Source organism: Pseudomonas sp. KCJK9058, assembly GCF_046230975.1.
GTDB classification, from domain to species: Bacteria; Pseudomonadota; Gammaproteobacteria; order Pseudomonadales; family Pseudomonadaceae; genus Aquipseudomonas; species Aquipseudomonas alloputida.
Map to the genome: position 1 here is coordinate 20,431 of NZ_JBJJLR010000027.1, position 26,296 is coordinate 46,726.

The 26,296-nt window shown below is 62.8% G+C and carries 21 protein-coding genes; 10 read left to right on the forward strand and 11 right to left on the reverse strand.

Going from position 1 to position 26,296, the window contains the following annotated elements; translation table 11 throughout:
- Window positions 1–2 precede the first annotated feature (2 nt).
- The 3 genes from ACK59Z_RS15560 (at window position 3) to ACK59Z_RS15570 (ending at window position 4,653) form a co-directional block, all read left to right on the forward strand.
- Complete coding sequence (locus tag ACK59Z_RS15560; protein ID WP_012052810.1) at window positions 3–1,385, forward strand: APC family permease; 1,383 nt, start codon at window positions 3–5, stop codon at window positions 1,383–1,385.
- A 153-nt stretch (window positions 1,386–1,538) separates the two neighbouring features.
- A complete protein-coding gene (locus ACK59Z_RS15565; protein WP_108190711.1) occupies window positions 1,539–3,119 on the forward strand; it encodes an aldehyde dehydrogenase (NADP(+)) in 1,581 nt (526 codons plus the stop codon).
- A 160-nt stretch (window positions 3,120–3,279) separates the two neighbouring features.
- Window positions 3,280–4,653 (forward strand): 8-oxoguanine deaminase, encoded by a 1,374-nt coding sequence (locus ACK59Z_RS15570; protein WP_017147710.1) that lies wholly within the window; start codon window positions 3,280–3,282, stop codon window positions 4,651–4,653.
- A gap of 113 nt (window positions 4,654–4,766) precedes the next feature.
- On the opposite strand, the gene ACK59Z_RS15575 is transcribed toward ACK59Z_RS15570, so the two are convergent.
- Window positions 4,767–5,258, reverse strand: coding sequence for a GNAT family N-acetyltransferase (locus ACK59Z_RS15575; RefSeq protein WP_004575420.1), 492 nt, complete (start codon window positions 5,256–5,258; stop codon window positions 4,767–4,769).
- A 162-nt stretch (window positions 5,259–5,420) separates the two neighbouring features.
- Here ACK59Z_RS15575 and ACK59Z_RS15580 point away from each other — a divergent pair, with 162 nt between their 5' ends.
- On the forward strand, window positions 5,421–6,011 hold the full coding sequence (locus ACK59Z_RS15580; RefSeq protein ID WP_070095728.1) for a biliverdin-producing heme oxygenase: 591 nt from the start codon (window positions 5,421–5,423) through the stop codon (window positions 6,009–6,011).
- A 199-nt stretch (window positions 6,012–6,210) separates the two neighbouring features.
- Window positions 6,211–6,585, forward strand: coding sequence for a hypothetical protein (locus tag ACK59Z_RS15585; RefSeq protein WP_014860835.1), 375 nt, complete (start codon window positions 6,211–6,213; stop codon window positions 6,583–6,585).
- Window positions 6,586–6,614: 29 nt separating this feature from the next.
- On the opposite strand, the gene ACK59Z_RS15590 is transcribed toward ACK59Z_RS15585, so the two are convergent.
- The gene (locus ACK59Z_RS15590) at window positions 6,615–6,770 is read right to left on the reverse strand and encodes a DUF2986 domain-containing protein (RefSeq protein WP_003250831.1); all 156 of its coding nucleotides are present in this window, start codon (window positions 6,768–6,770) and stop codon (window positions 6,615–6,617) included.
- Between the two features lie 210 nt (window positions 6,771–6,980).
- Between ACK59Z_RS15590 and ACK59Z_RS15595 the strand changes: the two genes are divergently transcribed.
- A complete protein-coding gene (locus tag ACK59Z_RS15595; protein WP_108190709.1) occupies window positions 6,981–8,735 on the forward strand; it encodes a phosphoethanolamine transferase CptA in 1,755 nt (584 codons plus the stop codon).
- A gap of 10 nt (window positions 8,736–8,745) precedes the next feature.
- Here the strand turns inward: ACK59Z_RS15595 and ACK59Z_RS15600 are convergent, their stop codons facing one another.
- The 4 genes from ACK59Z_RS15600 to ACK59Z_RS15615 are packed head-to-tail and all read right to left on the reverse strand — an operon-like array spanning window position 8,746 to window position 12,150.
- A complete protein-coding gene (locus ACK59Z_RS15600) occupies window positions 8,746–9,276 on the reverse strand; it encodes a membrane integrity-associated transporter subunit PqiC (RefSeq protein ID WP_004575415.1) in 531 nt (176 codons plus the stop codon).
- An 11-nt stretch (window positions 9,277–9,287) separates the two neighbouring features.
- Entirely contained in the window at window positions 9,288–10,928 is a 1,641-nt protein-coding gene (locus tag ACK59Z_RS15605) for an intermembrane transport protein PqiB (protein WP_108190708.1), read from the reverse strand.
- Window positions 10,928–11,557 carry a paraquat-inducible protein A gene (locus ACK59Z_RS15610; RefSeq protein ID WP_012052818.1) on the reverse strand — a complete coding sequence of 210 codons (630 nt, stop codon included), beginning with the start codon at window positions 11,555–11,557 and terminating at the stop codon, window positions 10,928–10,930. Before ACK59Z_RS15610 ends, ACK59Z_RS15605 begins: the two co-directional genes overlap by 1 nt.
- Entirely contained in the window at window positions 11,554–12,150 is a 597-nt protein-coding gene (locus ACK59Z_RS15615) for a paraquat-inducible protein A (protein WP_003250821.1), read from the reverse strand. Before ACK59Z_RS15615 ends, ACK59Z_RS15610 begins: the two co-directional genes overlap by 4 nt.
- A 150-nt stretch (window positions 12,151–12,300) precedes the next feature.
- Here ACK59Z_RS15615 and ACK59Z_RS15620 point away from each other — a divergent pair, with 150 nt between their 5' ends.
- The gene (locus ACK59Z_RS15620; protein ID WP_108190707.1) at window positions 12,301–12,774 is read left to right on the forward strand and encodes a YMGG-like glycine zipper-containing protein; all 474 of its coding nucleotides are present in this window, start codon (window positions 12,301–12,303) and stop codon (window positions 12,772–12,774) included.
- 44 nt (window positions 12,775–12,818) lie between these two features.
- Here the strand turns inward: ACK59Z_RS15620 and ACK59Z_RS15625 are convergent, their stop codons facing one another.
- Window positions 12,819–13,730 (reverse strand): LysR family transcriptional regulator, encoded by a 912-nt coding sequence (locus ACK59Z_RS15625; protein WP_004575413.1) that lies wholly within the window; start codon window positions 13,728–13,730, stop codon window positions 12,819–12,821.
- A gap of 277 nt (window positions 13,731–14,007) precedes the next feature.
- Here ACK59Z_RS15625 and ACK59Z_RS15630 point away from each other — a divergent pair, with 277 nt between their 5' ends.
- Both ACK59Z_RS15630 and ACK59Z_RS15635 read left to right on the forward strand, forming a co-directional pair.
- Window positions 14,008–14,394, forward strand: a complete 387-nt coding sequence (locus ACK59Z_RS15630; protein ID WP_003250815.1) for a VOC family protein — start codon at window positions 14,008–14,010, stop codon at window positions 14,392–14,394.
- Between the two features lie 41 nt (window positions 14,395–14,435).
- The gene (locus ACK59Z_RS15635) at window positions 14,436–15,005 is read left to right on the forward strand and encodes a hypothetical protein (RefSeq protein ID WP_108190706.1); all 570 of its coding nucleotides are present in this window, start codon (window positions 14,436–14,438) and stop codon (window positions 15,003–15,005) included.
- 238 nt (window positions 15,006–15,243) lie between these two features.
- Here ACK59Z_RS15635 and ACK59Z_RS15640 read toward each other — a convergent pair whose 3' ends face one another.
- The 3 genes from ACK59Z_RS15640 to ACK59Z_RS15650 all read right to left on the reverse strand — a co-directional run bounded on the left by ACK59Z_RS15640 (window position 15,244) and on the right by ACK59Z_RS15650 (window position 18,606).
- Complete coding sequence (locus ACK59Z_RS15640; RefSeq protein WP_060544792.1) at window positions 15,244–16,923, reverse strand: MFS transporter; 1,680 nt, start codon at window positions 16,921–16,923, stop codon at window positions 15,244–15,246.
- A 261-nt stretch (window positions 16,924–17,184) separates the two neighbouring features.
- Window positions 17,185–17,604 (reverse strand): VOC family protein, encoded by a 420-nt coding sequence (locus ACK59Z_RS15645; RefSeq protein ID WP_108190705.1) that lies wholly within the window; start codon window positions 17,602–17,604, stop codon window positions 17,185–17,187.
- A gap of 75 nt (window positions 17,605–17,679) precedes the next feature.
- A complete protein-coding gene (locus ACK59Z_RS15650; protein WP_003250808.1) occupies window positions 17,680–18,606 on the reverse strand; it encodes an alpha/beta fold hydrolase in 927 nt (308 codons plus the stop codon).
- A gap of 182 nt (window positions 18,607–18,788) precedes the next feature.
- Here ACK59Z_RS15650 and ACK59Z_RS15655 point away from each other — a divergent pair, with 182 nt between their 5' ends.
- Window positions 18,789–23,678 (forward strand): NEL-type E3 ubiquitin ligase domain-containing protein, encoded by a 4,890-nt coding sequence (locus tag ACK59Z_RS15655; protein WP_409293405.1) that lies wholly within the window; start codon window positions 18,789–18,791, stop codon window positions 23,676–23,678.
- Window positions 23,679–23,685: 7 nt separating this feature from the next.
- On the opposite strand, the gene ACK59Z_RS15660 is transcribed toward ACK59Z_RS15655, so the two are convergent.
- Window positions 23,686–26,190 carry a UvrD-helicase domain-containing protein gene (locus tag ACK59Z_RS15660; protein WP_108190703.1) on the reverse strand — a complete coding sequence of 835 codons (2,505 nt, stop codon included), beginning with the start codon at window positions 26,188–26,190 and terminating at the stop codon, window positions 23,686–23,688.
- Window positions 26,191–26,296: the final 106 nt, after the last annotated feature.

A 26,296-nucleotide genomic window follows, 5' to 3' on the forward strand; every position in this document is an offset into this window, starting at 1 on the left:
CAATGCATACAACAACAAGTACAGCCCATAGCCCCGCCCCGCATGCACCCTCGCAACCCGGCACCAGCACCGGCCGCTTCCGCAAGTCCATGAGCATGACCGCCCTGGTGCTGTTTGGCCTGGCCTACATGGTGCCCCTGGCCGTATTCACCACCTACGGGCTGGTCACCCAGATGACCAAAGGGCACCTGCCCACCGCCTACCTGCTCACGCTCGCCGCCATGCTGCTGACCGCCTACAGTTATGGCCGCATGGTCCAGGCCCACCCCTACTCCGGCTCGGTCTACACCTACACGCGCAAGGCCTTCGGCAGCCATATCGGCTTCATCACCGGTTGGACACTGCTGCTCGACTACATCTTTCTGCCGCTGCTCAGCTACCTGCTGATCGGCATCTACATGTCGGAATACTTCCCGACCATCCATGCCTGGGTGTGGGTAGCGGGTTCCATTGCCCTGGTCACCTTCCTCAACCTGATCGGCATCGAGTCGATCACCCGGGTCAACTGGATCCTGGTGGTGGTGCAACTGGTGTTCATCATCGTCTTCGTCGCCCTGTCCATTCTCAAGCTCAGCGGACAGGCGGAGCCGGTGTCGCTGCTGGCCCCCTTGCACCACGAAGGCTTCAGCGTGCCATTGATCATGACCGGCGCCGCCGTGCTGTGCCTGTCGTTCCTCGGCTTCGATGCGGTGTCGACCATGGCTGAGGAAACCAGTAACCCGACCTACCGCATTCCCGTGGCAATTCTGGCGGTGTCGTTGATCGGCGGCCTGCTGTTTCTGGTGGTGTCTTATTGCGCGCAGATGGTGTTCCCCGATTGGGGCAGCTTCGCCGATCCGGATTCGGCGTCGGTCGACGTGATGCGCCGGGTGGGCGGCGAGCTGCTGGTAACCGCCTTCACCGCGACCTACGTGGCCGGCTGCTTCGCCTCGGCCATGGTGTCCCAGGCCAGCGTGTCGCGCGTACTGTTCGCCATGGGCCGCGACGGCGCATTGCCGCGGGCATTCGGCCAGCTGGTGACGAAAAAGCGCGTGCCGGCCACTGCCATCCTGGTGGTCAGCCTGCTGTCGCTGATCGCCCTGGTGATCACCCTGGATACCGTGGCGAACATGATCAGCTTTGGCGCACTGTTCGCCTTTTCGGCGGTGAACCTGGCGGTGGTCAAGCACTACCTGGTTGACCAGAAACTGCGCGGTTGCCGCAACTGCCTGCTGTACGGCGCCATTCCCGGCCTAGGCTTTCTCAGCACGTTGTGGCTATGGAGCAGCCTGACCAGCCTGTCGTTCACCATCGGCCTGTGCTGGATGGGCCTGGGCCTGTTGGTGCTACTGGGGCTGACCCGGGCGTTGCGCGTGAAGCTGCCAGAGTTGCAGATGGCCGAGTGAGCCCTGACGCCTTGCATGACCGCTCCTGCAGGGCATCGCGAGAACCCGGGTGATAACTGCTCGTTATCACCCGATCCGTATTAATCATTATTCAGCCCCCCGTTCGCCCCCTACAGTCCTGACCAACGATTGTCATTGCCAACGGGAAACGAAATGTCCATCGAACACCGCCTGAACCACATCGCCGGCCAGCTCAGTGGCCACGGTGACGTGCTGCTGCACAGCCTCGACGCCCACACCGGTGAAGCACTGCCCTACGCCTTCCACCAGGCGACCGGCGACGAGGTGGAGGCCGCCGCCCAGGCCGCCGAGGTGGCCTACCCGAGCTACCGCAGCACCCGCCCGGACCAACGCGCCGCTTTTCTCGACGCGATCGCCAGCGAACTGGACGCGTTGGGTGATGACTTCATCCAGGATGTGATGCGCGAAACCGCACTGCCTGAAGCACGCATCCGCGGCGAACGCAGCCGCACCAGCAACCAGCTGCGCCTGTTTGCCGAGGTGGTACGGCGTGGCGACTTTTACGCTGCACGCATCGACCGCGCCCTGCCCCAGCGCACCCCGCTGCCGCGCCCGGACCTGCGCCAGTACCGCATCGGCGTGGGCCCGGTGGCCGTGTTCGGCGCCAGCAACTTCCCTCTGGCCTTCTCCACCGCTGGCGGTGACACCGCTTCGGCGCTGGCCGCCGGCTGCCCGGTGGTGTTCAAGGCACACAGCGGGCACATGCTCACTGCGGCCCATGTGGCCGCGGCCATCGACCGAGCAGTGACCGGCAGCGGTATGCCGGCAGGCGTTTTCAACATGATCTACGGTGCCGGTGTGGGCGAAGCGCTGGTCAAGCACCCAGCCATCCAGGCAGTCGGCTTTACCGGCTCGCTGCGCGGTGGCCGCGCCCTGTGCGACATGGCCGCAGCGCGCCCGCAGCCGATCCCTGTGTTCGCGGAAATGAGCAGTATCAACCCGGTGATCGTGCTGCCGCAGGCTCTGCAGGCTCGCGGTGAGCAGGTGGCGACCGAGCTGGCCGCCTCGGTGGTGCTGGGCTGCGGGCAGTTCTGCACCAACCCGGGCCTGGTGGTGGGTATCCGGTCGCCACACTTCGAGCATTTCCTGCAAACGCTGGTGGCACGCATGGCCGACCAAGGCCCGCAGACCATGCTCAACGCGGGCACCCTGCGCGGCTACCAGAACGCTGTGCAGCACTTGCTGACGCACCCGGGTATCCAGCATCTGGCCGGTCAACCGCAAACGGGTAACCAGGCTCAGCCGCAGTTGTTCAAGGCCGACGTGAGCCTGCTGCTCAATGGCGACCCGCTGTTGCAGGAAGAAGTGTTCGGCCCTTGCACCGTGGTGGTTGAAGTGGCCGATGCCCAGCAACTGGCCGAAGCATTGCGTCACCTGCAAGGTCAGCTGACCGCCACCCTGATTGCCGAACCTGACGACTTGCGCGCCTTTGCCTCACTGGTGCCGTTGCTGGAACGCAAGGCCGGGCGCTTGCTGCTCAATGGCTACCCGACCGGTGTGGAGGTTTCCGATGCCATGGTGCATGGCGGCCCCTACCCGGCCACCTCCGACGCCCGCGGCACTTCGGTCGGCACCTTGGCCATCGACCGCTTCCTGCGCCCGGTGTGCTTCCAGAACTACCCGGACGCACTGCTGCCGGATGCGTTGAAAAACGCTAACCCGCTGGGGATTACCCGGTTGCTGGAGGGTGTGAGCAGCCGCGAGGCGGTGTGATCTTTCATGGCTGCAACCCGTGCCGGCCTCTTCGCGGCTCAAGCCGCCAAGAGGCCGGCACGGGCACTTCGAGCTGTATACAATCAGTAAAAAGCTTGCTTACAATACCGAGCGCCTATGACATCGGTAATCGCCGATGCGTATTGCGCAGGCTTGCACCATGTCATCTACAAACCCTGCAAAAACGCTCCTCGTCAAAAACGCCGCACTGCTGGTCACCATGGACGGCGAACGCCGCGAAATCAAGAACGGCGGCCTGTTCATCGAAGGCAACCTGATCAAGCAAGTCGGCCCCAGCGAAACCCTGCCGCAACACGCCGACGTGGTTCTGGACATGGCCGGCAAGGTGGTCATCCCAGGCCTGGTCAACACCCACCACCACATGTACCAGAGCCTCACCCGCGTGGTACCGGCAGCTCAGGACGGCGAGCTGTTCAACTGGTTGACCAACCTGTACCCGATCTGGGCGCGCCTGACCCCCGAGATGATCGCGGTGTCGACCCAGACCGCCATGGCTGAGCTGATTCTCTCCGGCTGCACCACCTCCAGCGACCACCTGTATATCTACCCCAACGGCTGCAAGCTCGACGACAGCATCCATGCGGCGGCCGAGATCGGCATGCGCTTCCACGCCGCGCGCGGCAGCATGAGCGTGGGCCAGAGCCAAGGCGGCCTGCCACCTGACGCGGTGGTGGAAAAGGAAGCCGACATCCTTAAGGAATCGCAACGCCTGATCGAGGACTACCACGATGCCAGCCACGGCTCGATGCGCCGTATCGTGGTCGCGCCATGCTCGCCGTTCTCGGTCAGCCGCGACCTGATGCGCGAAGCTGCCGTGCTGGCGCGCCAGTATGGGGTGTCGCTGCACACCCACCTGGCCGAGAACGTCAACGACATCGCCTACAGCCGCGAGAAGTTCGGCATGACCCCTGCCGAGTACGCCGAAGACCTTGGCTGGGTCGGCCATGATGTATGGCATGCCCACTGCGTGCAGCTCGACCAGCACGGCATTGAGCTGTTCGCCCGCACCGGCACCGGCGTCGCCCACTGCCCATGCTCGAACATGCGGCTGGCCTCGGGCATCGCCCCGGTACGCAAGATGCGCGACCACGGCGTACCGGTGGGCCTGGGCGTCGATGGCTCTGCCTCCAACGACGGCGCCAGCATGATCGGTGAAGTGCGTCAGGCCCTGCTGCTGCAACGGGTGGGCTTCGGCCCTGACGCGATGACCGCACGCGAAGCACTGGAGATTGCCACCCTGGGTGGCGCGAAAGTGCTCAACCGCAATGATATCGGTGCCCTGGCCCCGGGCATGGTCGCCGATTTCGTCGCCTTCGACCTGGGCCATGTGGCGTATGCCGGCGGCCACCACGACCCATTGGCGGCACTGGTGTTCTGCACCCCGACCCAGGTGCATACCAGCGTGATCAACGGCCGCGTCGTGGTGAAAGACGGTCAGCTGGCCACCGTAGACCTGCCGCGCGTACTGGAACGCCACAACCAGCTGGCCCATCAGCTGGTCAGTGGCACTTGAGGCCAGGCATCAGCTCGGCATCGCCGGGTTGAATGAAGGGCATGCGCAGCCCTTTGGGCTGCGCTGTCACCTAGGCAAGCTGCGGGTAGCGCGCACTGCGATGTCATGTCCACTCAAAGGTCCATGACCATCTCATGCCAGGCCATGCCGCCGTGGTCCGACGGCGACGGTTTCACGTATTGGTAGCCCAGCTTCTGGTACAGGGCCACATGCTGCTCCTTGCACATCAGGTGAATGGTCTGCTTGCCCGCCGCGTGCATGCGCCCGATGAATTCGTTCATCAACAGTTTGGCGTAGCCTTTGCCCTGGTGGGCCGGGTCTACAACCACCGACATGATCACCACGTTCGCGGCCGCCGGGTCATGGCCGACCAGCTCTTTGAAGGCCTCGTCGGACATCACGACCTCGTGGGCGCAGCCACTGTTGATGAAACCAACAATCTCGCCGTCGCTTTCCAGCACCAGGAAGCCTTGGGGGTACTGCGTGATACGCGTGCGGATTTTCTCCAGCGTGGCCGCCTCATCCCCTTCATAGGCGCCAATTTCGATGGCGTAGCAACGCTCGGCATCGGCGGGAACGGGGGTGCGGAACTGAAGGGCGCTCATGGCAAGTATCCTTGGCAATGGTAAAGGCAGCCGCCATGATAAATGAGCCTCGACCTTGCGCTCCATCATTGCGAACTCGGTCAGGTCGGGCGTGTGACGCTTGATGCTTGCCAAGGATGGCAAGCATCATGGGGACCTTGCTCTATTGCCACGGATACGCCGATGACCGCTGTAACTTCCCCCTTCACCGAACCCAGCCGCTGCAAACGCCTGAAAGCGGCCAGCAGCAGGGATCATGACAGCGTCGATCAACTGGTAATGGCAGCGCGGCCCTTCGAGAACCGCGAGCGTTATGGTCGCTTCCTGCAGGTGCAGCACCGCTTTCATGGCAGCCTGCTGGCGTTGTATCAGGATGAACAGCTCAACCAGCAACTGCCGGGGCTGGCGGCGCTGTCACGTTTTGCGGCAGTCGAGGCCGACCTGCGCGACCTGGGCCTGTCGCTGCCAACGTCCACCCAACCGGTCTGTGTCAGCTCGGCCCAGGCCTTGGGATGGCTGTATTGCAGTGAAGGCTCCAACCTGGGGGCGGCGTTTCTCTACAAGCACACGCAACGTCTTGGGCTGGAGGGTGACAAGGGCGCCCGCCACCTGGCCCCCCACCCGGATGGCCGAGCGCTGCATTGGCGCGCATTTGTTGCCAGGCTGGACAGCCTGGTGCTGGGGGAGCAGGAAGAAGCAGAGGTGGTGAAAGGGGCGATTGCTGCGTTCGACAGTTACCGGCGGCATTTGCGTGAGGTGTTTGCAGGCCTATGACTGTCCAGTGGGGCACTCACGGCGGCTACTGCACAGCGCCAACCACCCCGGCAAAGTTCTTCAAGTTGTTGCTGCAGCGAACTTTTTCCTGATTCCCTGTCTATGTGTGAGGCACAGAAAGGTAGCGGAACGCGAGACAGGGTTCGCCCCACACCTGCTGGCCAGATGGCTCATTCGTTATCAGAGGTTGGCTACGCTCATGAAAATACATGTCGCAAGGCTGGTGCTGCTCGGCCTGTTCTCGCTCGCGGCGGTAGGCACGGCATCGGCAACGCAAATGAAAGCCGCCGAACCGGTTTCACCGGCTGTCCAGTCACCGTTAAAGCCAGCCGGCAACCCTTGGTCGAGCGTGGCCAGCGTGGCCGTTGAACAGCCAGCCACCCTCCTGGCGCATGATGACGATCGCTGGCACGACCACCGAAGCGACTGGCGCCGCGAACAGTGGCGGCGTGAACAAGCCCGCCGGGACTGGGAGCGGCGGCGCGACTGGGAACGGCGCCGTGATTGGGAGCGCCGCCATGAGCGCGCCATGCGCCAGCGTCATCATGACGCGCATCATTACTACCGCCGTTGAAGCCCAAGCGATCGGTTTTAGGGGCAGTGTCAGTCGGCCAGCTGCGGAGCCTCCCCCGCCGCCTCTGCCTCCATCTTCAAGCGGTCCGCCTTGCAGATGTACTTGGGCTTGCGTGGCGCCAGTTTGGCACTGGCTTTTTTGGCATGCGCCTGCAATAGCTGCTTGATCTTCTTACGACGGTTCATAGTCTACGGGGCCTTTCAGGACGTTTCGCTGCCGCCATCATACCCCGGCAGCCTGGGAAAGCGCAGTGAACAGCCCAGCTTATGCCTGCTACGGCCACGCAGGTCACAGGATTCAACGCGTTGACGTATTTTTCACAGTCCGCAGATTAGCGTCACGCCCTTTCCGGTCACGCGCACAACCGCTGGCCGCCAAGGTACGACGAGGCATACGTGTCAAACACTACATCCCCCGCCGCGCACAAGCGCGTGGACTGGGCCGGCCTCGGCTGGCTCTTGCTGTTCTTCTGGTATTTTTCCGGTGTAACCCAGGCGCTGCTGCTGTTCAGCGGGACGACCGGCTTCGCCGGTTTTCGCGATGCGTTATTCCTCAGCAGCCTATGGCTGGCGCCCGTCCTGCTGCTGCCGCGCTTCACCCGCGCCACCGCGGCAATCATTGGTCTGGTGCTGTGGGCTGCATCGCTGGTGGGCCTGAGCTACTTCGGCATCTATCGCCAGGAATTTTCACAAAGCGTCATCTTTGTGATGTTCGAGTCCAACACCGCCGAGGCTGGTGAGTACTTCAGCCAATACTTCAGCGTGGGGCTGGGCCTGGCACTGGTGCTGTACACGCTGGTCGCGGTAATGCTGTGGCGGCGCGTGCGCCCGGTCAGCCTGCCGCTGCGCAGCCGCCTGCCGGTGGTCTTGCTATTGCTGGTGGCCAATCTGGTCATGCCGTTCTACAAGCAGATGGTCACCCAGGAGCGCAACTTCGCCGATGCGCTCGAAAAAGTGCAGCAGCGAATGGAGCCGGCCGTCCCTTGGCAGTTGCTGGTCGGCTACCGACAGTACCGCCAGCAACTGGACAACATGCAGAAACTGCTGGCCCAGAATGCCGCACTGCCACCGCTGCAAAACCTGCGAGACAGCAGTGGTACAGCGCCACGCACCCTGGTATTGGTGCTCGGCGAGTCGACCACCCGCGAGCACATGCACCTGTATGGCTATAACCGCGATACCACGCCCAACCTCGACGCGCTGGCCGCCAGCGACAAGGGCCTGACCGTGTTCCGCGACGTGGTATCGCCGCGCCCGTACACCATCGAAGTGATGCAGCAGATTCTCACGTTCGGCGACGAGCAGAACCCGGACCGCTTCCTCAGCGACCCGTCGCTGATCAACCTGCTGAAACAGGCAGGCTACAAGACCTTCTGGATCACCAACCAGCAGACCTTGACCAAGCGCAACACCATGCTCACCACCTTCTCGCAGCAAACAGACGCGCCGGTGTACCTGAACAACCAGCGCAACCAGAATGCCAGCCAATACGATGACGTGGTGCTGGCACCGTTCGAAAAAGCCCTGCAAGACCCTGCGCCCAACAAGTTCATCATCGTGCACCTGCTGGGCACGCACATGGACTACCGCTACCGCTACCCGGACGACTATGCGCACTTCAACGACAAGCAAGGTGTGCCAGCCAAGCTGACGGCGGACCAGGTAGAAACCTACAACTTCTATGACAACGCGGTGCGCTACAACGACTATGTGGTGTCGACCTTGATCAAGCGTTATGCGGCAGGCAACCCCAACGGGTTCCTGATGTACCTGTCCGATCATGGTGAAGACGTGTACAGCTCCGGTGACCACGACCGCCTGGGGCGCAATGAAGGCGCACCGACCCGGCCGATGTACACCATCCCGTTCCTGCTGTGGACCTCGCCTAGCTGGCAGGCCGAACACCCGCGTGACTTGCAGGCAATGGCCAACCGCCCCTACAGCAGTTCGCATCTGATCCATACCCTGTCAGACCTGGCCGGATTGAGCTACGACCGCTATGAACCGGCCAAGAGCCTGGTGAGCCCACAGTTCGTGGCAGCACCACGCTGGATCGGCGATCCGTACCGCAAGGATGGCTTGCGCGAGTTCGATCAGCTGCCGCAGGACAAGGCCGACGGGGCACAGGAAACAGCCAGCACCCGGCAGTAATAAGGCCGGTTCATGCCCGGCAGCTACCCTGCAGGGCACTCCCCCGCACCGCCTCGGCCAACTTGCGCAGGTTGGCCTGGTGTGCATTCACCAGGCTGGTGATGCTGTTGTCCGCGGCAGTCTGCACGGACGTTCGGCAGGTCAGCTCGGCCTGCCCTTGCTGCTTCAGGCGCCACACCGCCTCCAGCGAGGCATAGCGCCCTGGTACCGTGTCGAAGCGCTGCACATCCACCCGCAGCGACGCCTTGCCACCGCCCGCCGGGCCGCCCAACAGGTCCTGCAGGGCGCTGCGGAATTCATCCACCAGGTTGGCGCCCCACCACTCCGTCTCCAGGATGGCCAGGCCGCTCTGCCCTTGCCGCACCACCAACTGTGGGCGGTCGACCTGGGGCGGCACAGCCACCCTGACCACCTGGATGCGCTGGCCGCTGTCACGTACCGGTTCGCTCGGTACCAACGTGTGGTAGTTGTTCGGCGTACTGCTGCAGCCCCCGAGCCACACCAGCAGGCTGGCCACACATACATTGCGCAGTCGTTGCATCGGCTGTCTCCTCAGGGTTCAAGGTCTGCGGGCCCGGCCGCTTTCGGCCGGCCACGAATGAGCGACTCGGGGTGGCGGCCCAGGTAGTCGGCAAGGTCACGTAGCGACCGCGACATGCGCTCCAGCTCGTCCAGTGTTTCGCCCATTCGCTCGCGCTGCGGCGAATCTTCGGAAATGGCCGAGTTGGCCGTGCGCAGGGTCTTGTGCACCTCGTCCAGCGCCACCTTCACCTCCGGCAGCGTCTGGCCATTGAACTGCCTGAGGCTGGCGCGCAGCTCACGCAAGCTACCGTCCAGGTTACCGGCGATGCTTTCCAGCGGCAGCTTGGCAATGCGCTCCATCACCCGCTGCAGCTGTTCCTGCAACTGCTCAAGGCTGCCGGGCAGCGTCGGGATCATGATGGGGTTGGCAGCCATGTCGAAGGTCACCTTGGGGGCATCCGGGTAGAAGTCCAGCGAAATGAACATCTGCCCGGTGATCAGGTTGCCACTACGCGCCTGGGCCCGCAGCCCATGTTCGACAAACGTGCCAATCAGTTTCCGCGCACCTTCAAAATCGCCCTCGGTGTGCTTGAACACCGACAGCATCTTGCGGTGCACCGGCCCTAGCCGCTGGGGGTAGATCACCGCATCGACCACTACCGGGAAGGTTTGCCGCGTAGCATCGTAATCGAGCTGGATCGAGGTGACCCGGCCAAATTCCACACCCTTGAACTCCACTGGCGCCCCCACCGACAGGCCCCGCATGGCCTGGTCGAAGCGCAACTGCAGGTACTGCGCCTGGCCGTGCGGAGGCGACAGCGCCATGTCGCGGTCGGCGAATAGCTGGAAGTGGGCCTGATCGGCAGCAGGCTCGGCTTGCGCGGCGAAATCGGGCGAGCCGAAGGCCAGCCCGCCCACCAGAATCGACGACAGCGATTCGGTATCGACCTTCAGGCCATTGGCACCGATCTGCATGTCGATGCCACTGGCATTCCAGAAGCGCGTGTCATCAGTGACGAATGTGTCGTAGGGCGCCTGCACGAACACGCCAATCTCTACCCCCTTGCCATCACTCTGGAGCGCAAAGGACACCACTTCGCCCACCGGGATCTTGCGGTAGTAGATCGAAGAACCGATATCCAGCGAGCCCAGGTCGCTGGCGACAAGAACGAAACGCTTGCCCTTTTCGTCATAGGTGATCGGCGGTGGCAGCTCCAGGCCGACAAAGGACTTTTCCGGCACCTTCGACTCGCCGGAATCGGCCCCGATGAAACTGCCCGAAAGCAGCGTGTCCACCCCGGAAACCCCGCCCACGCCGATGCGCGGTCGCACCACCCAGAAGCGCGCCCCCTGGGTGGCAAACGAACGGGCATCGTTGGAGAGCTGAACCTTGGCCACCACGCTCTTATTGTCGTCGGCCAAGTCCACCGTGGTCACTTCGCCGATCACCACGCTGCGGTATTTTACCTGGGTCTTGTGCGCCACCAATCCCTCGCCGCTGTGGAAAGAAATGGTGATCACCGGCCCTTGCTGCATCCAGTTGCGCACCACCAGCGAAGCGCCGATCAGGATCGCCAGGATCGGCACGATCCATACCAGCGACACACTCCAACGTCGGGTGCGCACTTCAACCTGCCCAGGGCCCTCGCGCTTGTCAGTCTGTTGCCCCATCAATGCGGCCTCCCCTCGTTGGCATGGCTATCCCAGATCAAGCGTGGATCAAAGCTCATCGCAGAGAACATGGTCAGCACTACCACCATGCCAAAAAACAGAATGCCCACACGCGGCTCGATGGTGCCCAGCCCGCGCAGTTGCACCAGCGCAGCCACCAACGCCACTACCATCACATCGAGCATGGACCAATAGCCGATCAGCTCGACGAAGCGGTACAACTGCGAACGCTGCCGGCAGGCCCAGGAAGAACCACGCTGGGCAGTGAACAGCAGCAGGCCAAGGGAAAAGAACTTGATGGCGGGCACACCCACGCTGGCAATGAAAATGATCAGCGCGATGTCCCAGGCCCCGGCTTCCCAGAACTCCAGCACGCCACCGCCAATGGTGCTTTCTGTACCACTGCCGAGCATTTCGGTGTGCATCACCGGCAGCAGGTTGGCGGGGATGTAGAAAATCAGTGCGGCCAGCAGAAACGCCCAGCCACGGCTGATGGCATTGGCCTTGCGCCGGTGAATGACGGCGCCGCAACGGTTGCAGGTGTGCGCGCCACTGCGCGTGTCGCATGCCTGGCCACAGCCATGGCACAGACACAAGCCAAGGTCGTGCGCCATGGCTGGGACAGTCATACCTGTTCCCACAAATCGCGGATGTCCTTGCCGGCAATGTGGATGATCAACATGCTCAGTGCGGCCAGGGCCAGCAGGCCGATACCGGGGATCACATCGAGCAGCCCCGCCAGCTTGATCACCGCCACCATCGCCCCCAGCAGACACACCTCCAGCATGCTCCAGGGCCGCAGGCTTTCCAGGCCACGCATGCACAGGGCAAAGCCGGGGGCACGCTGACCGGCAAGGGCAAAACTCAACACCCAGCACAACAGGGCAATTTGCAGCAGCGGCGCAAAAATGATCGACAGCGCCATGACCAGGGCGATGAAGGTGATACTGCCGTGACTGAGGATCTGCACGGCGTCCCACAATGTGGCCGAGTGGGTCAGCCCCTGCATGCCGATGGTCATCACCGGGTAATAGTTGGCGAACACCAGCAGGACACCGCCAGTCACACTCAATGCCAGCCGCTGCTCGATGGTCAGTGACCTGTGCCGGTACAGCACGCCGCCACAGCGCGGGCAAAGGGCTCGTTGATGTTTGAGCAGCGGTGCGCGGTGGTACACCGTGTCGCAATACTCACAGATGATCAGATCTTGCGTCTGGCTCATGGTTTGCCCGCAGGTAGCCTTGGATCAGGCCAAGAGGCTAATCGGAACGGCGTCTGATATCCGGTGTAGACCATCTGGGCAAAACTTCCATCACGACCTCAAAGGCGAACTATCCTGTGAGGCGGGCTTTCTGCCCGGTGGAGGTGTGCCATGCGTACGTTCACGTGGAGTTACCTGTTGATGCTGCTGTGCGCAGCATCGGCCGCCCAGGCGCAGTCGGTGGTGCCGCTCAAGGGCCAGAGCAGCCAGCAGATGCAACTGGATATCAACGATTGCAATACCGTCGCCACCAATGCCGCAAACGGCACGGCGACGTCCAGCGACCCCCATGTCGGTGGCCGGGTTCGCGGTGCAGCTGCGGGTGCCGCCGCCGGTGCTGTAGGCGCGCAGGTGCGCGGCAACCAGCATGACGCGTTGTACGACCGGGTGGGTGACGATGCCAAGCAGCAATACCGGCATAACCGTGCCGGCGAAGTGGCCGCCGCCGGGGCCGCGGTCGGTGGCATGCGCCAGCGTCAGGACCGGCGCCAAGACCGGCGCGGCCAGGACGAGGCAAAAACCCAGGCCCATGCCAGTGCCTACAGCGGTTGCCTGCAGGGGCGCGGCTATCAGGTCAGCCCCTGAGCAATGCCACGCCATGCGCCTCCTGCCGGGGTCGCATGGCGTGCTCAGTTCAGGAACTTCGCCAGCTCTTCCCGGCAAAACTCCACGAACAACTGCGCCGGCTTGGTCAGCTGGACTCGCTTCAACCACGCCGCAGCCAGCCCCGACAGCGCCACCGGCTCGGCAATGTCGAGCATTGCCAGGCGCTGGCCGTCATAGGTGTATTCCGAGTGCGGACGGGTTACCAGCAACGAAAAACCGAAACCCTGACCGACCATGCCGCGCACCATCTCGATCGACGGCGAACTGAAGACAATGTTCGGTGCCAGGCCCATCTCGTTGAACAAGCTGACGAAGTAGGTGCGGCTAGGGGCCACGTCCAGCAGGATCATCGGCTCCGGGCACAGGTCGCGCAGCGAGACCTGGGCCTGGCCGGCAAAGCGGTGGTTCTCGGGTAGCAGCACATAGGGCTTCTGCGGCGGCATCAGCGGCTCGGCCTCGATGGTGCCATCCAGGTCGTGGTCATAGAGAAATGCCAGGTCGAATGTTCCGGCGGTCAGGCCCTGGATCAGGTCCTGCTGTTCACCGTCGCGCAGGCGAATGTCCACACCCGGGTAGCGCTGACGAAAACCGGCGATCAGGCGCGGCAGGTAGAGTGGCGCCACGGTTTCGAAACAGCCAATGTCGATTTGCCCGGCGACGGTATCGTTGTCGGCCAGGGCATTCTGTTCGAACTCATGGGCCATCTGCAGCAGCGACTTGGTCTTGGCGTAGAAGCGTTTGCCGCTGGGCGTCAATGACACGCCCTGGGCGTGGTGGCGGATAAACAGCTGCACACCGAAACTTTCCTCCAGGCTCTTGATGGCCGTGGAGATGGACGGCTGGGCGATGTACAGCTGGCGTGACGCTTCGGCCACACTGCCCGCTTCCACGGTGGTGACGAAGTACTTCAGTTGTCGCAAGGTATAGGCAGCCACAGGGTACCTCTCTGACGCGGGTCTTGGCAGGCTGGGATCATGCCTCACACTTTACCCTTGGCTGCCGCTCTGCGGGCGCTGAGCGCTGAAGGATTTACCTATGCCTTGAACAGGTTTTTTGTAGGGTCTGCCAGTACCTCGTCTCACAGGCCTGCGCAAACCGGCGCCGCACCACGCTTGCACCTGTAACGGGCCCCCGTGGCACTGCAACCACTGGTCAAAAACGCCCGAACGTCTTTACTGATAGTCATCGGCCCCAGGTAAACGGTGTGTGCTTATGAAGATCGTGGTCACCAGCATCCTCGTCGACGACCAGGCCAAGGCCCTGGCTTTCTACCACTACGTACTCGGTTTCGAGCCAAGACACGACATCCCCATGGGCCGGCACCGCTGGTTGACCCTGACTTCGCCCAACGACCCCAATGGCGTCGAACTGCTGCTGGAACCCGACGCGCACCCGGCGGCCAAGGTGTACAAGGCCGCGCTCAAGCAGGATGGCATCCCCGCCACCTCGTTCGGCGTGCGCGATATCCAGGCCGAATACACCCGGCTCTGTGCAGCCGGTGTGCAGTTCATCCGGCCACCAACCCCAATGGGGCCGGTTACCGTGGCGGTGTTCGATGACACGTGCGGCAACTTGATCCAGATTGCCCAGAAGCACTAGCCGGTTGCCCTTACCCCAATGCGCACCCACAAGGAAAAAAGATGCGCCACGAATTCAGCGAAGTGCTCAACGACCTGGTCGACTATTTTCTGCTTGGCGATATCCAGTTGCTCGAACGCTTCAAGCAAGACCATCAACTGCCCGACGACCTGGCCGGTGCGTTCACCCACGGTGACAGCGGCGACCAGGCGGTGCGCGAAGGCATCGTGCTGCCGCTGGCCGGTGTCGACAACCTGCCCTACCGCATCCTGTTCACCCTCGATAACCACACCCCGGCCCTGCGCGAGGCCGGCAGCCGCCTGAAGCACCGGCGCAATGGCTATGTACTGCGGGTCGAGCACGGTGCGCTGATGCTGTACACCTGGCGCATCCTGCAGCACTTCACGCCCAAGACCCTGGGTGACCTGATGGCGCGTTACCAGGTGCCAGGGCGGCCGATCATCGAACTGGACAATGGCTGGTACGACGTGGAGGTGCTGGCGGGGGCACTGGTGCGCGACGGGTTGTACGAGCCAGCGTTCGAGTTCGTGCTGAAGAAGCGCTGGAGGCGGGGTGAGGCGACCGCTGTGGATACTGGGTATGCATTCGGGCTTCGTGGCTACTTCGACTGATTGATCGCCTGTGCCGGCCTCTTCGCGGGTGAACCCGCTCCTACGGGGGCCGCAGGGGGGCAGAGATTGTTGGGGCTGCGTTGCAGCCCTTCGCGGGTGAACCCGCTCCTACGGGGGGCGCAGGGGTTCAGAGATTGTTGGGGCTGCTTTGCAGCCCTTCGCGGGTGAACCCGCTCCTACACGGTACCTGTAGGAGCGGGTTCACCCGCGAAGAGGCCGGCACAGGCAAACTCGACCTTCAGGTGTGAGTGATATCCCGATCCTTGGTCTCCGGCAGGAAGAAGATCCCCAACACCGCCGTCATCACGGCAATCACGATCGGGTACCACAAGCCGTAATAGATATCCCCGGTCGCTGCCACCATGGCAAACGCCACGGTCGGCAGGAAGCCGCCGAACCAGCCATTCCCGATGTGGTAAGGCAGCGACATCGAGGTGTAGCGGATGCGCGCCGGGAACAGCTCCACCAGCCAAGCGGCAATCGGCCCGTAGACCATGGTCACGTAGATCACCAGAATGGTCAGCAGCAACAGCACCATCGGGTAGTGGATCTTCGCCGGGTCGGCCTTTTCCGGGTAGCCCGCCTCTTTCAATGCACCACTCAGGGTTGCGGTAAACGCTTCGCTTTGCACCTTGAAGTCGGCCGCCGCCAGGCTGCTGCCATCAAAGCTCGGCAATACCCGTTCGCCAATGCGGATCTGTGCCACGCTGCCGGGCTCCGCCGCTTCATTGGTATAGGGGATGGCGCGCTTGGCCAGCAGGCTCTTGGCAATGTCGCAGGAGCTGGTGAATTTGGCCTTGCCCACCGGGTCGAACTGGAATGCACATTGGCCCGGGTCGGCCACCACCACCACCGGGTTCTGCTCCTGGGCAACGAATACATCCGGGTTGCCGTACTCGGTCAGCGCCTTGAAGATCGGGAAGTAGGTCAGTGCGGCGATGATGCAGCCGGCCATGATGATTTTCTTGCGGCCAATCCGGTCGGACAGGCTACCGAAAATGATGAAGAACGGCGTGCCGATCAGCAGTGAGCCGGCAATCAGCAGGTTGGCGGTCTGCGGATCGATCTTGAGCATCTGCAACAGGAAGAACAACGCATAGAACTGCCCGGTGTACCACACCACGGCCTGCCCGGCGGTACCGCCCAACAGCGACATGATCACCACTTTGAGGTTGTCCCAGCGGGCAAACGACTCAGTCAGCGGGGCCTTGGATGCCTTGCCTTCGGCTTTCATCTTCATGAACACCGGCGACTCATTGAGCTGCATGCGGATGTACACCGAAATCGCCAGCAACAGGATGGACAGCAGGAACGGCACCCTCCAGCCCCAGGCTTCGAACACTTCCGTGCCCATGGCCGTGCGGCATGCCATGATCACCAGCAAAGACAGAAACAGCCCCAACGTGGCAGTGGTCTGGATCCAGGCGGTGAAAAAGCCGCGTCGGCCCTTGGGTGCATGTTCAGCCACATACGTGGCCGCGCCGCCATATTCGCCACCCAAGGCCAGGCCCTGCAGCAAACGCAAGGTGATCAGGATGATCGGCGCAGCCACGCCGATCACATTGTAGCTGGGTAGCAGGCCCACCAATGCCGTAGACAGGCCCATGATGACGATGGTGATGAGGAAGGTGTGCTTGCGCCCGATCATGTCGCCCAGGCGACCGAACACGATGGCGCCGAACGGTCGGACGGCAAAGCCGGCGGCAAAGGCCAGCAAGGCGAAGATGAACGAAGTGGTTTCATTGACCCCGGCAAAGAAGTGCTTGGCGATGATTGCCGCCAGGGAGCCGTACAGGTAGAAGTCGTACCATTCGAACACCGTGCCCAGGGACGAGGCGAAGATGACCTTGCGCTCCTCCCTGGTGATGCCGCGTTGGGGCGCGCTGCTGCCCGTGGATGCGCTGTCGAGAACCGCCATGGGTTGCCTCCGTCATGTTGTCATGCAGGCCGGAGCACCTCACAACCACTTCACCGTCGCACCCAGGCCCTTGAGCTTGCTTTGTTTGCGCGAAGCACAACGAGGCGGGCCGCCTCGGATCGCAGCAAGGTAAATGAAGCATAATCGGGATTGCCTGGATATCCACCCGCCAGGCCCTGCACAAGAAGGCGGCCTGGACTACACGGCAGCACCGGGTGATGGGCGATATCGGGTTGGCTGACGATTTTGGCGGGGGCGGCTTCACCCGCCAGGCACTACCGGCCCCTTCAACTCGACCTGATTACCATCCGGGTCGTAGCAGTAAAGCGAAAGCCCCTCGCCTTCGGCACCATAACGCTTCTCTGCAGGCTCCACCTTTACCCCGGCGGTTTCCAGATAGGCCGTCAACGCGGCCTCGTCAAACGGCTCGATGCGCAGGCAGAAATGGTGCAGGTTGCGCCCTTCCACGCCCGGTGCAGCTCCGCCTGGCTGCCCCAGCGGGCCATCCAGGGTTACCAGGTCGATCATCGCCGTGCCCGTGGCCAGGTGCACCATGCCCAAGTCTTCGCGCACGCGGCTGACGGTGCAGCCGAGCAGTTCGGTGTAAAAGGCAACACTGCGCGGCAGGTCGCTGACCCGCAACACAAGGTGGTCGATGTGCTTGATGGTGAAAGGCCGCATGCCGGGCTCCCTGTGGCGTGTTTGCGAATACGTTCGCCACCATAGCCCAGGTTCACGCGGCGTGACCAGAATCAGCTACTCGTTCACCAAGCGTTGCAGAACGCCCCCTTCATGGCGCGTCAGGATACGCAGCAACTGGTCGACCAGCGCCCGGTCCGGCGCATCCAGGTGGAAGTGGTGCCCGCCTGGATGCCAGGAGACTTTCGCCTGGCTGGGCAAGGCGGCCTGACGCCGGGTAAAGGCCTCGCCGGTGAAGGCCCCCTGGCGGCCGAACAGCAGGTACAACGGGCAGCGGATCTGACTGAGCAGGTCGCAGGCTTCGCGCTCGGTCAGTGGCATGGGTTCGGGTAATACCAGCCGCGGGTCGTGGCGCCAGCAATAGCCATCGTCCAGCTGTAGCAGGTCGCGCAGCGCCAGCAGCCGAGCGGCACCTTCCGACAGTTCGGTGTCCAGCCGCTCGCGGCGTTGCGCCAGGGCGGTGTCCAGGTCGTCGAAGCGACCAACATCCGGCTCGGCAAAACCCGGCAACTGGCTACGCTGTACCATGCGCTTGAGCCGGTAGGCCCGCGCCAGGTGCTGCACGCGGTCATCCTCGGCCACCGTGAACGGTGCCCCCATGCCGTCGAGGAAGGTCATGCTGGCAATGCCACTGGTCATGGCCGCCAGCAGCGACGCTATACCGGTGCCCATCCCATGGGCCAGCACATGAAATTGCGCCAGACCCAGGCTGTCGGTCACCGCCAGCATGTCTTCGGCATGCTCCCACAGGTAATAGCCGCTGTCGTGGCGACGATGCCCAGAACGGCCATGGCCGATCAGGTCGGGGGCCACCACGAAGCAGCCGTCCAGCATCGGTGCCAGGCGCTCGAACGAGGCAGCGTTATCCAGCCAGCCATGCAAGGCCAATATGGGAATACCGTCTTCTGCCCCCCAGGTGCGAACCGCTATTTCAACGCCATCGAGGTCTAGCAGGTGGTCTTTCGGACTGCACAGCGAACGCATTGCGATTCTCCTTGGCTGAAGCCTGCACCATGGCCTGCCTCACCCTCTCGCAGATGCTCCCTCGCTGCCAGCCCCCCACCGACCCGCGCATACGCAGGACCGACTGCTGCCAACAACTATCTACCGCACCCCGGCGCCTTGATCAGCGTGGACTGTCTCCCCCCACAAAAGAGATGGTGACCATGACAACCCCGACACCGTTACATCAAAGCCAGATAACCCGATCGTTACCGAAATGGAGCAAGGCGCTCCAACCCACGCATACGCGCAAAGTGGTGCAGAGCCTGTACAAGGAGTACCTCGATGAAGATGGCACCCCTTACTCGTGGTATGCCACTGCCGATGAGCCAATGCGTGAGCAGTTGCACAAGGCGTTGCAAACCCGTAACAAACGGCTGGCGCACGTCAAGCAGGCGCTAGGCGAGTTCAAGGACATCATCGCGTTCTGCGGCCCTCTGTTGACCGAGCGGTTGAAGCTGAATGTACCCGTAGACAGGGCGCAGTATGTGTTCCAGCCCTTTGAGTCAGAGGCCAACATCTGGGTTGGCGTTCCCGATGTGGAAACGCCTTTGGTCCCGGACGTGGAAGCGGACGTGCTGGCCACCCGCCCCGTAGGCCAGCCGCAAACACGCAGTTTGCTGGAGGCTGCCCTGCACAACTTCGAGGGGCTGGACGAAGTCGGTCCCTACAGCAGGCTCACCGACGCCGCTGGCAGCGACACGCCCCTGGCAGGCCTGACGATGGCGGACTTCGTGAGACATTGTCGGGCACTGGACCTTGGCAAACGCTATCAAGACCATTTGCTTGCAACCCATGAAGGCGCCAATCGCGCTGAAATCCAGCGCCTGTCGATTGCAGCGAACCGTGAGGCCTTGAGGGTCCAGGCATTGATCGCCAAGCTCAAAGGCCTGCTGAGCGAGGCCGGGCTCGATGCGCTTGGGCAACTGTGCGACGGCAAGCCTCACCCCACCTATGAAAACGAGGCGTTGCATTGCTGGCACTTCAACCTGTTCGATACCCCCGTCCACGAAATACTGTTCATCGGGCCAGACAACCCTTACCGCAAGAACCCCTGCATTGTGTATGTCCCTGGCGACAGCGAGCACCCGGTCAGGGAGTTCGCCTCTCGTCAGGAAGCGGGCAAGCACCTGCGCAAACGGCTATTGCAAAGCGAGTTTCGCCGCGCTTTGGTGCATTTCGCCTACAAGGACAGGCAAAAAGAACTCGCCGTAAAGCTGGAAATCGCGCTGTTCGAAGAGGATGAAGCGGGCATACGCAAACCCCGCATCATGCCAGTGATCCCTTTCACGCTCTCGCCCATCAGGACCGACCCTTGGACGTCCTTGTACAACGCACACCTTGCGCGCATGAAGGCCGACGCAAAAACCATTGCTGTGCCTACCGCCGAAGTCGACGCCAACGCCCGCAATGAGCGTCTGAAATACTGGTTCGACCTGGGGATGAACGTGCTGAATGTCGCCGCGTTCTTCGTGCCGGGTTTGAACACGGTCATGCTAGGCGTTTTTGCTTACGACCTGATGAGCTCTGTTTTCACCGGGTTCGAGGCCTGGGAAGAAGGTGATACCCGGCAGGCACTGGCGCAGTTGGAATCGCTGGCCATCAACGCGGGCGTGATTGCCGGCTTTGCAGTGGGCACCAGGATCGTCCAGGCGTCTGGCTTTGTCGATGCACTGAAAAGTGTATGGCATGAGGACAAGGAGGTGCTCTGGCACCCCGACATGAAACCCTATGCGATCACGGCGGCTATTCCTGAGGGGGCTCAACCCGATTTGCTCGGCCATGTACACGTCGATGGGAAGACCTACCTGAAGCTGGATGGGACCCTGTACGAGGTGTTTCAGGGCACTGATCAGCAATGGCGCGTGCGCCACCCCGATGACGCGCAGGCCTATGCCCCACGCTTGCTGCATCAGGGTAACGCCCGCTGGCAACTGGCCCATGAACAGCCTCTGGAATGGGACCGCGAACAGCTCGCGCGCCGCCTCGGCAGCCATAGTGCCGGCCTGGACGACAGCGAACTGGACCATGCCATGCGCAGTACCGGTACCGATCCAGACGTGCTGCGCCGCACCCAGGCAGCGGGCCTGCGTCCACCCGCTTTGTTGATCGACACGCTGCAGCGGTTGCAACTGGACAATCAGACACAACAGATCATCAACTGCGTACGCCATGGGCTGCCGCTGGCTGCGTACAAGAACTTTGCCTTGCCTGAGTTGCTGCGCCTGCCGGGGTGGCCCAAGGGGAACACGCTCAAGGTTTACCAAGGGCCAGAACCCTGGGGCGAATCTGTGCGCTACGGCCCCCCTCACACGCTGGGCCAGACAGAAATCGAAATTACCCGTACCGACCTGGACAATGGCCAATTGAGCCAGACCGTGCTGGATCAGATGGATGAAGAAGCCATTGGGCATTTGCTCGGTGACACACCAACCGAGCACCGATCGTCCGCACTGAACAACAAGCTCGCGCAACACCTGGAACAGCACCGCGAAGCGCTGTTCGAGAGCCTGCAACAAAGACACCGTCCCACACCCCCAGCAACCGCACAAACCCTCGCCCGGCAGTTTCCTGGGCTGCCGGACAGCGCGCTTGAAGCATTGCTTGGCAATATCAGCAACGCCGAACGGGAACGCCTGACCAACGGCCGGGTGCCGCTTCGCATTGCCGAGGAAGCACGCCTTCTGCAAGCTCGAGCGCGGCTTGACCGCGCCCTCCTCGGCCTGTTCAGGCCTAGCCTGGCCAACGACGACAGTCTACGCATCAAACAGGCGCTGCAAGCCGCGCACCCGCAGGCTGACCCGGCCCGGTTGCTGCAACTTGCCCTGGACGATCGCCAGCACTGCGCCTCACTGATCGGCCAGCAACCCATCAACCCCAGGTTCCGCTCCCCTTTGCGGTTGGCCAACGGCCAGCTGGGCTATCCCCTGAGCGGCCGTGGCCTGCAAGGACGAGCCTTGCCGGCTGCACGTCGACTCCGGGCGCTCTACCCCGAACTCAACAGCGAGCAAATCAGTGGGCTACAAGCCGAACTGGCTCGAGGAAGTGACCTGGGTAGCGCCATCAACCGGCTGGAGGTCGAGCAGCGTACCCTCAACCGAGATCTCAACCGCTGGGTAAGCACCGCCCGCACCCTTGAAGAGCGCTTTGATCGCCAGCAATGCACCGAGCGATTGATGAGTGCTTCCCGCCGTGAAGGCGGCGCGCACGCCAAAACACTGGTACTGGACCGTATGCAGCTCGAAGCGCTACCCGCTTTCACTGCACGCATGCCGCATATCCGCAATCTCAGGCTCGAGGGGTTACAGATGCGGCGTCTGGAGGGCAGCTTCCTGGCAAACTTCCCTAACCTGGAAACCCTGGAAATTATCGGTAACCCGGACATCGATGCCGAAACATTGTTCGAGGCGCTCAGGTCGGCACCACGGCTACGCGAGCTGGGCCTGACAGACAATGGCTTGACCACCCTTTCACCCACCGCCCAACAGGCCATCGGGGCTATGCCCGGCCTGCGGCTACTCTGGCTCAGCCGCAACCGACTGCAACTCGACACCAACAGTTTAGGCTTCCTGACGCGCTTGCCCCTGGATGCCCTCGGCCTGGGCCACAATCAAATCACACTTGACGAAAGCCTTGCCGCCCAGTTCCAGGACATGATCCACCCCACTGTACTGCACCTGTCAGGCAACCCACTGCAACTGGCGCCCGACCTGCGCTTCATGGCCCGTCTTGTCCACCTGGAGCTTGAGCGTTGCGAACTGCAGCAGTGGCCCGACAGCCTGACCGTCCTGATGAGCCAGCCCCAGTACCAACTGCGCTACCTGAACCTGTCGTCCAACCGCATTCGTACCCTGCCAGACTTGCCTGGTGTGCTGCGTACCCCGTTTGCCCGCGATGTCGCCGCGCACTTGCCGGAGCGCCGCTGGCTGTTCAACTACAACACCCTGGAAGCCCAGACACGAGCACGCCTGGGCAGTAGCGGCGTCAACGTATTCGAGCACGCAGAAGACGTGCCACTGTGGCAAGGCATTTTCCGTGGCGAGGCGAGCAGTGCCGAGGAGCAACTGTGGAGCGACCTGTTTGACCAAGGTGAAAACTCAGCGCTGCTGGGCGTACTCGAACGTCTTGCCCAATCGGCAGAAGCGCAGCGTGATGGCGAGGCCCTGAGGGCACGCGTCTGGAAGCTGTTGGACGACGCGGCCCGCGACACCGCGCTGCGTGAACGCCTCGCCACCGTGGCCGGCGACTTCCCGCCAACCTGTGGCGACGCAGGTGCCGACGCGTTCAGTGCCTTGGAGATAGAAGTGCTGGCCCACGAAGCGGCAGCCGTCGCCGGTAGTCGACCCGCTGATCTACTGAGCCTGTATGGCAAGTTGTATCGACGCAGTCAGGTCAATCAACTGGCCGATCGCATCAGCTGGAGAAGGTCCTTGCGCAAACAGGCGCTGCTCGACGGGGCCTTCGATGAAAACCTCCCCCCCTACGATGAGCTGGACGACCCCTCAGCCTTTCCAGACAGCGAACTTCAAACGGGGCTGGTGGACGATGTCGAGGTACGTTTGGCTCTGCGCCAGTCGTTGGCCAGCGCGCTGGACTACCCTGAGCCGAGCCGAGGCATGCTGTACCGCAATACGGCCAGAATCAACGACACAATCATCGAAATGGTGAAAGCTGCGGTCCGTTCCCTGGACAGGGATGCCATCGCTCGGGAGCAATGGTTGACTCAGCAGCCGGGCTGGGTCGAGTACTTGAAACGAGAGCATGCGGCACAGTTCAGCCTGATCACCGACTTCTGGCGGCCAGGCCTTGACTACCTCTATTACTGCCTGGATGAAACCGCCGACCCGGTGACATCCCTGGACAGCTCTGTGCAACGAGCCTTGGCCAGGGTCATGCCTGAAAGCCCGGTGGATGCTGAGGGCAGGCTGCGGCGCGTGGTGCTCAACGAGCAGCAGTATCGCCAGGGCGTGGACGCGCTGACTGCCGAGCAGCAGCAGGTTGAAACCGGTCTGCTGATCAGCCTCACCCGCCAGACGCAAACAATCGGCCGCTGAACCCCACTCACTGCCCGCGCAGGTCTTCGAAGAAGGCCTGCTTGCCGTCCACCTGGCTTGACGCCCGTGGGGCCGCTGCGGCGTCACCACTGACGGCCTCCACGTGCCAATAGCAGTGCTGCACTGCACGGGTCACTGCCACGTAGGCCAAGCGCTGCACTTCTTCCTTCTGTGCCGAGTCGAACGGTTGAGCATCACCTGCCCTGCCCAGCCCGGCCTGACGGTATACCTGGTTCTTGTAGGGTGAGCTGGTCAGGTACTGGCAGTCACCCAGCATGAACACCGCATCGGCCTGTAAACCCTTGGCACTGTGGTAGGTCAGCTGGCGCAGCCGGCGCTGCTCGGCCGGAAGCGCCGCGTCGGCGTGCAACACGCTTTGCAGGTGCTCGTTCATCAACGCTCGGTCACTGCCCTTGCGGTACAGCATCATGACCGTCTCACCCCGCTGGTAATGCTCGACAAGCGTTTCGCCCAACGCAGCCTCGTCACGGTCGAACACCTTGACCGGCGAGCCGGGCAACTCAGCCGCCGGGCCACTGGCGCGGGCTTTCTTGCCGGCAATCGCCGGGGTGCCCTTGACCAGGTGCTCAGCCGCATCGATCACCTGTTGCTGGCATCGGTAGTTGTCGACCAGCATCACCCGCGTGTTGGCCGGCGACGGGAACGCCTTGGTGAACTCCATGAAATACTTGGGCGAGCTGCCACGCCAACCGTAGATTGATTGCCAGTCGTCCCCCACGCATAGCAACGACGAATGCTGGGCATGGCGCCCGGTGTGCATGGCCGGGCCGCGGCGCCGTATTTCAGCGAGGCTGGCACGCAACCAGCTGACGATCTGTGGCGACACGTCCTGGAACTCGTCGATCATCAGGTGCGCCAGCGGCCGCAGCAACGGATCGGGCAGCAAGTGCAGGTTTTCTGGGTTGTTCTCGCCAAACAAGGCGAACATGCGGTTGTAGCTCATCACCGGCGGCGACTGGTCCAGCAGGTGCGCTTCCAGGGCTTTCCAGTACAGCGCCAAGGCCTCGAAGAACAGTGCATCGCTATCGCCGGACGGAAAGCTCATCGCCGCCACCGCTTTGTTCACCTCCAACCCAAGGTTTTCGATGAAATTGGCCGCACTGACGAACGCATCCAGCAGCGGCGCCGGGGCCAGTTCGCCCTTGACCTTGTACTCGAAGCCAGGGCCGGCCACGGCATCGCCCGCCAACGATGCCGCCAGGCGCCTGGCCATGGCGTAGTTGTCGAGCCAGATCAGCGGCCTGTCGCAGAACGCCTGCAACAGTGTGCGCTTGACCGCCCACTCGGCACGCACGGTCAGCTTGGCGCCGGGGCGCTGGTACTGCGCGCTTTGTGCGGGGTCGAAGCCCAGCACCACCAAAGGCCCCTGGCCTTCCAGGCGGCCATGCACATGGAAGCGGCTGCCACGGATGTCGACCGTTTCGCGGCAGGGCTCGATGCCCTTGATCGGCCAGACGCCAGCGGCGAACCACAGGTCCTCGATCACGTCGCACAGTTCTTCGTCGCGCTGGGCGGCCAATTGGGTCACCTGTGCGCGCTTCTGCACATCGGGGTTGTTCGGGTCCAGCGGCTTCAGTTGCAACGCTTCGCTGCGCAACTGGCCGACCAGCTCGGCAAAACGCGGGCTCTCGCCCAGCAAGCTGCTGTAGCACTGGTTCAGCTGCTGGCGCTGGGCATCGTTCAGGCGCAGGTCGAACGGGTTGCTGTCGGCCTCGGCCTCACGCCCGGCAGGCATCTCGTGGCCCAGTGTTTCAAATGCACGCACCTGGCCGAAGCCCGGCAGGCTGCGCACCAGCGGCAGGATGCGCGAGTGGAACGTGCGCACCAGCTCGCGGGCCTGCGCAGGCTGCAGGTTGATCTGCCACAGGGCGAACACCTGCAGCAGGCGCTTGATGAAGTCCTTGCGCGACTCGCGGGTGAAGGTGACCACGGTCATCGCATCCAGCTCGTAACCCAGGTAATGACGCAGCAGCAGGATACGCAGCACCAGCGACGTGGACTTGCCTGCCCCGGCGCCTGCCACCACGCAGGTAGACGGGGTGTCACTGAAGATCAGCTTCCATTGCGCGGCGCTGGGCTGGGCTTCGGCGGGCAGGCGCTGGGCGACATCGGCCTTGAAGCGCTTCTTCAACTCGGCCGTCAACGGCAGGCGCCAGTCGTCGAACAAGTTGTCATCCTGGCCTGGCACGGCGGCGCTGTCGGGGCGCGTATCGCGGATCACCAGCACCTGGCGCCCCGCTTCATAGCCCTCCACCCGACCACGCTCGAACCCTTCACGCACGCCATCGGCATGGCCAGTGCGCTGGCCTGTGGCGTGGCCGAGGAACCACGAGTCGCGGTGCTGGGCTTGCAGGCGGGTCAGGCCACGCCCCAGCAAGCGGGCGGCCAGGCGGCGAAACCAGGGCAACTGGGCAGGAGGGGTAAGGTCGGCGGGGGCCAAGGGTTGCTCGTGGGCCACGGTCACTCCGTTGAAAAACAAAACAGCAGGCATGTTCGCCGCATCGACGAAAAATCGCCAGCGAATGCTTGCAGATCAGTGGATTAGGCGATGAAGCGAATAAAACACCGCAGAAAAAACATCTAGAAAACAGATTGTT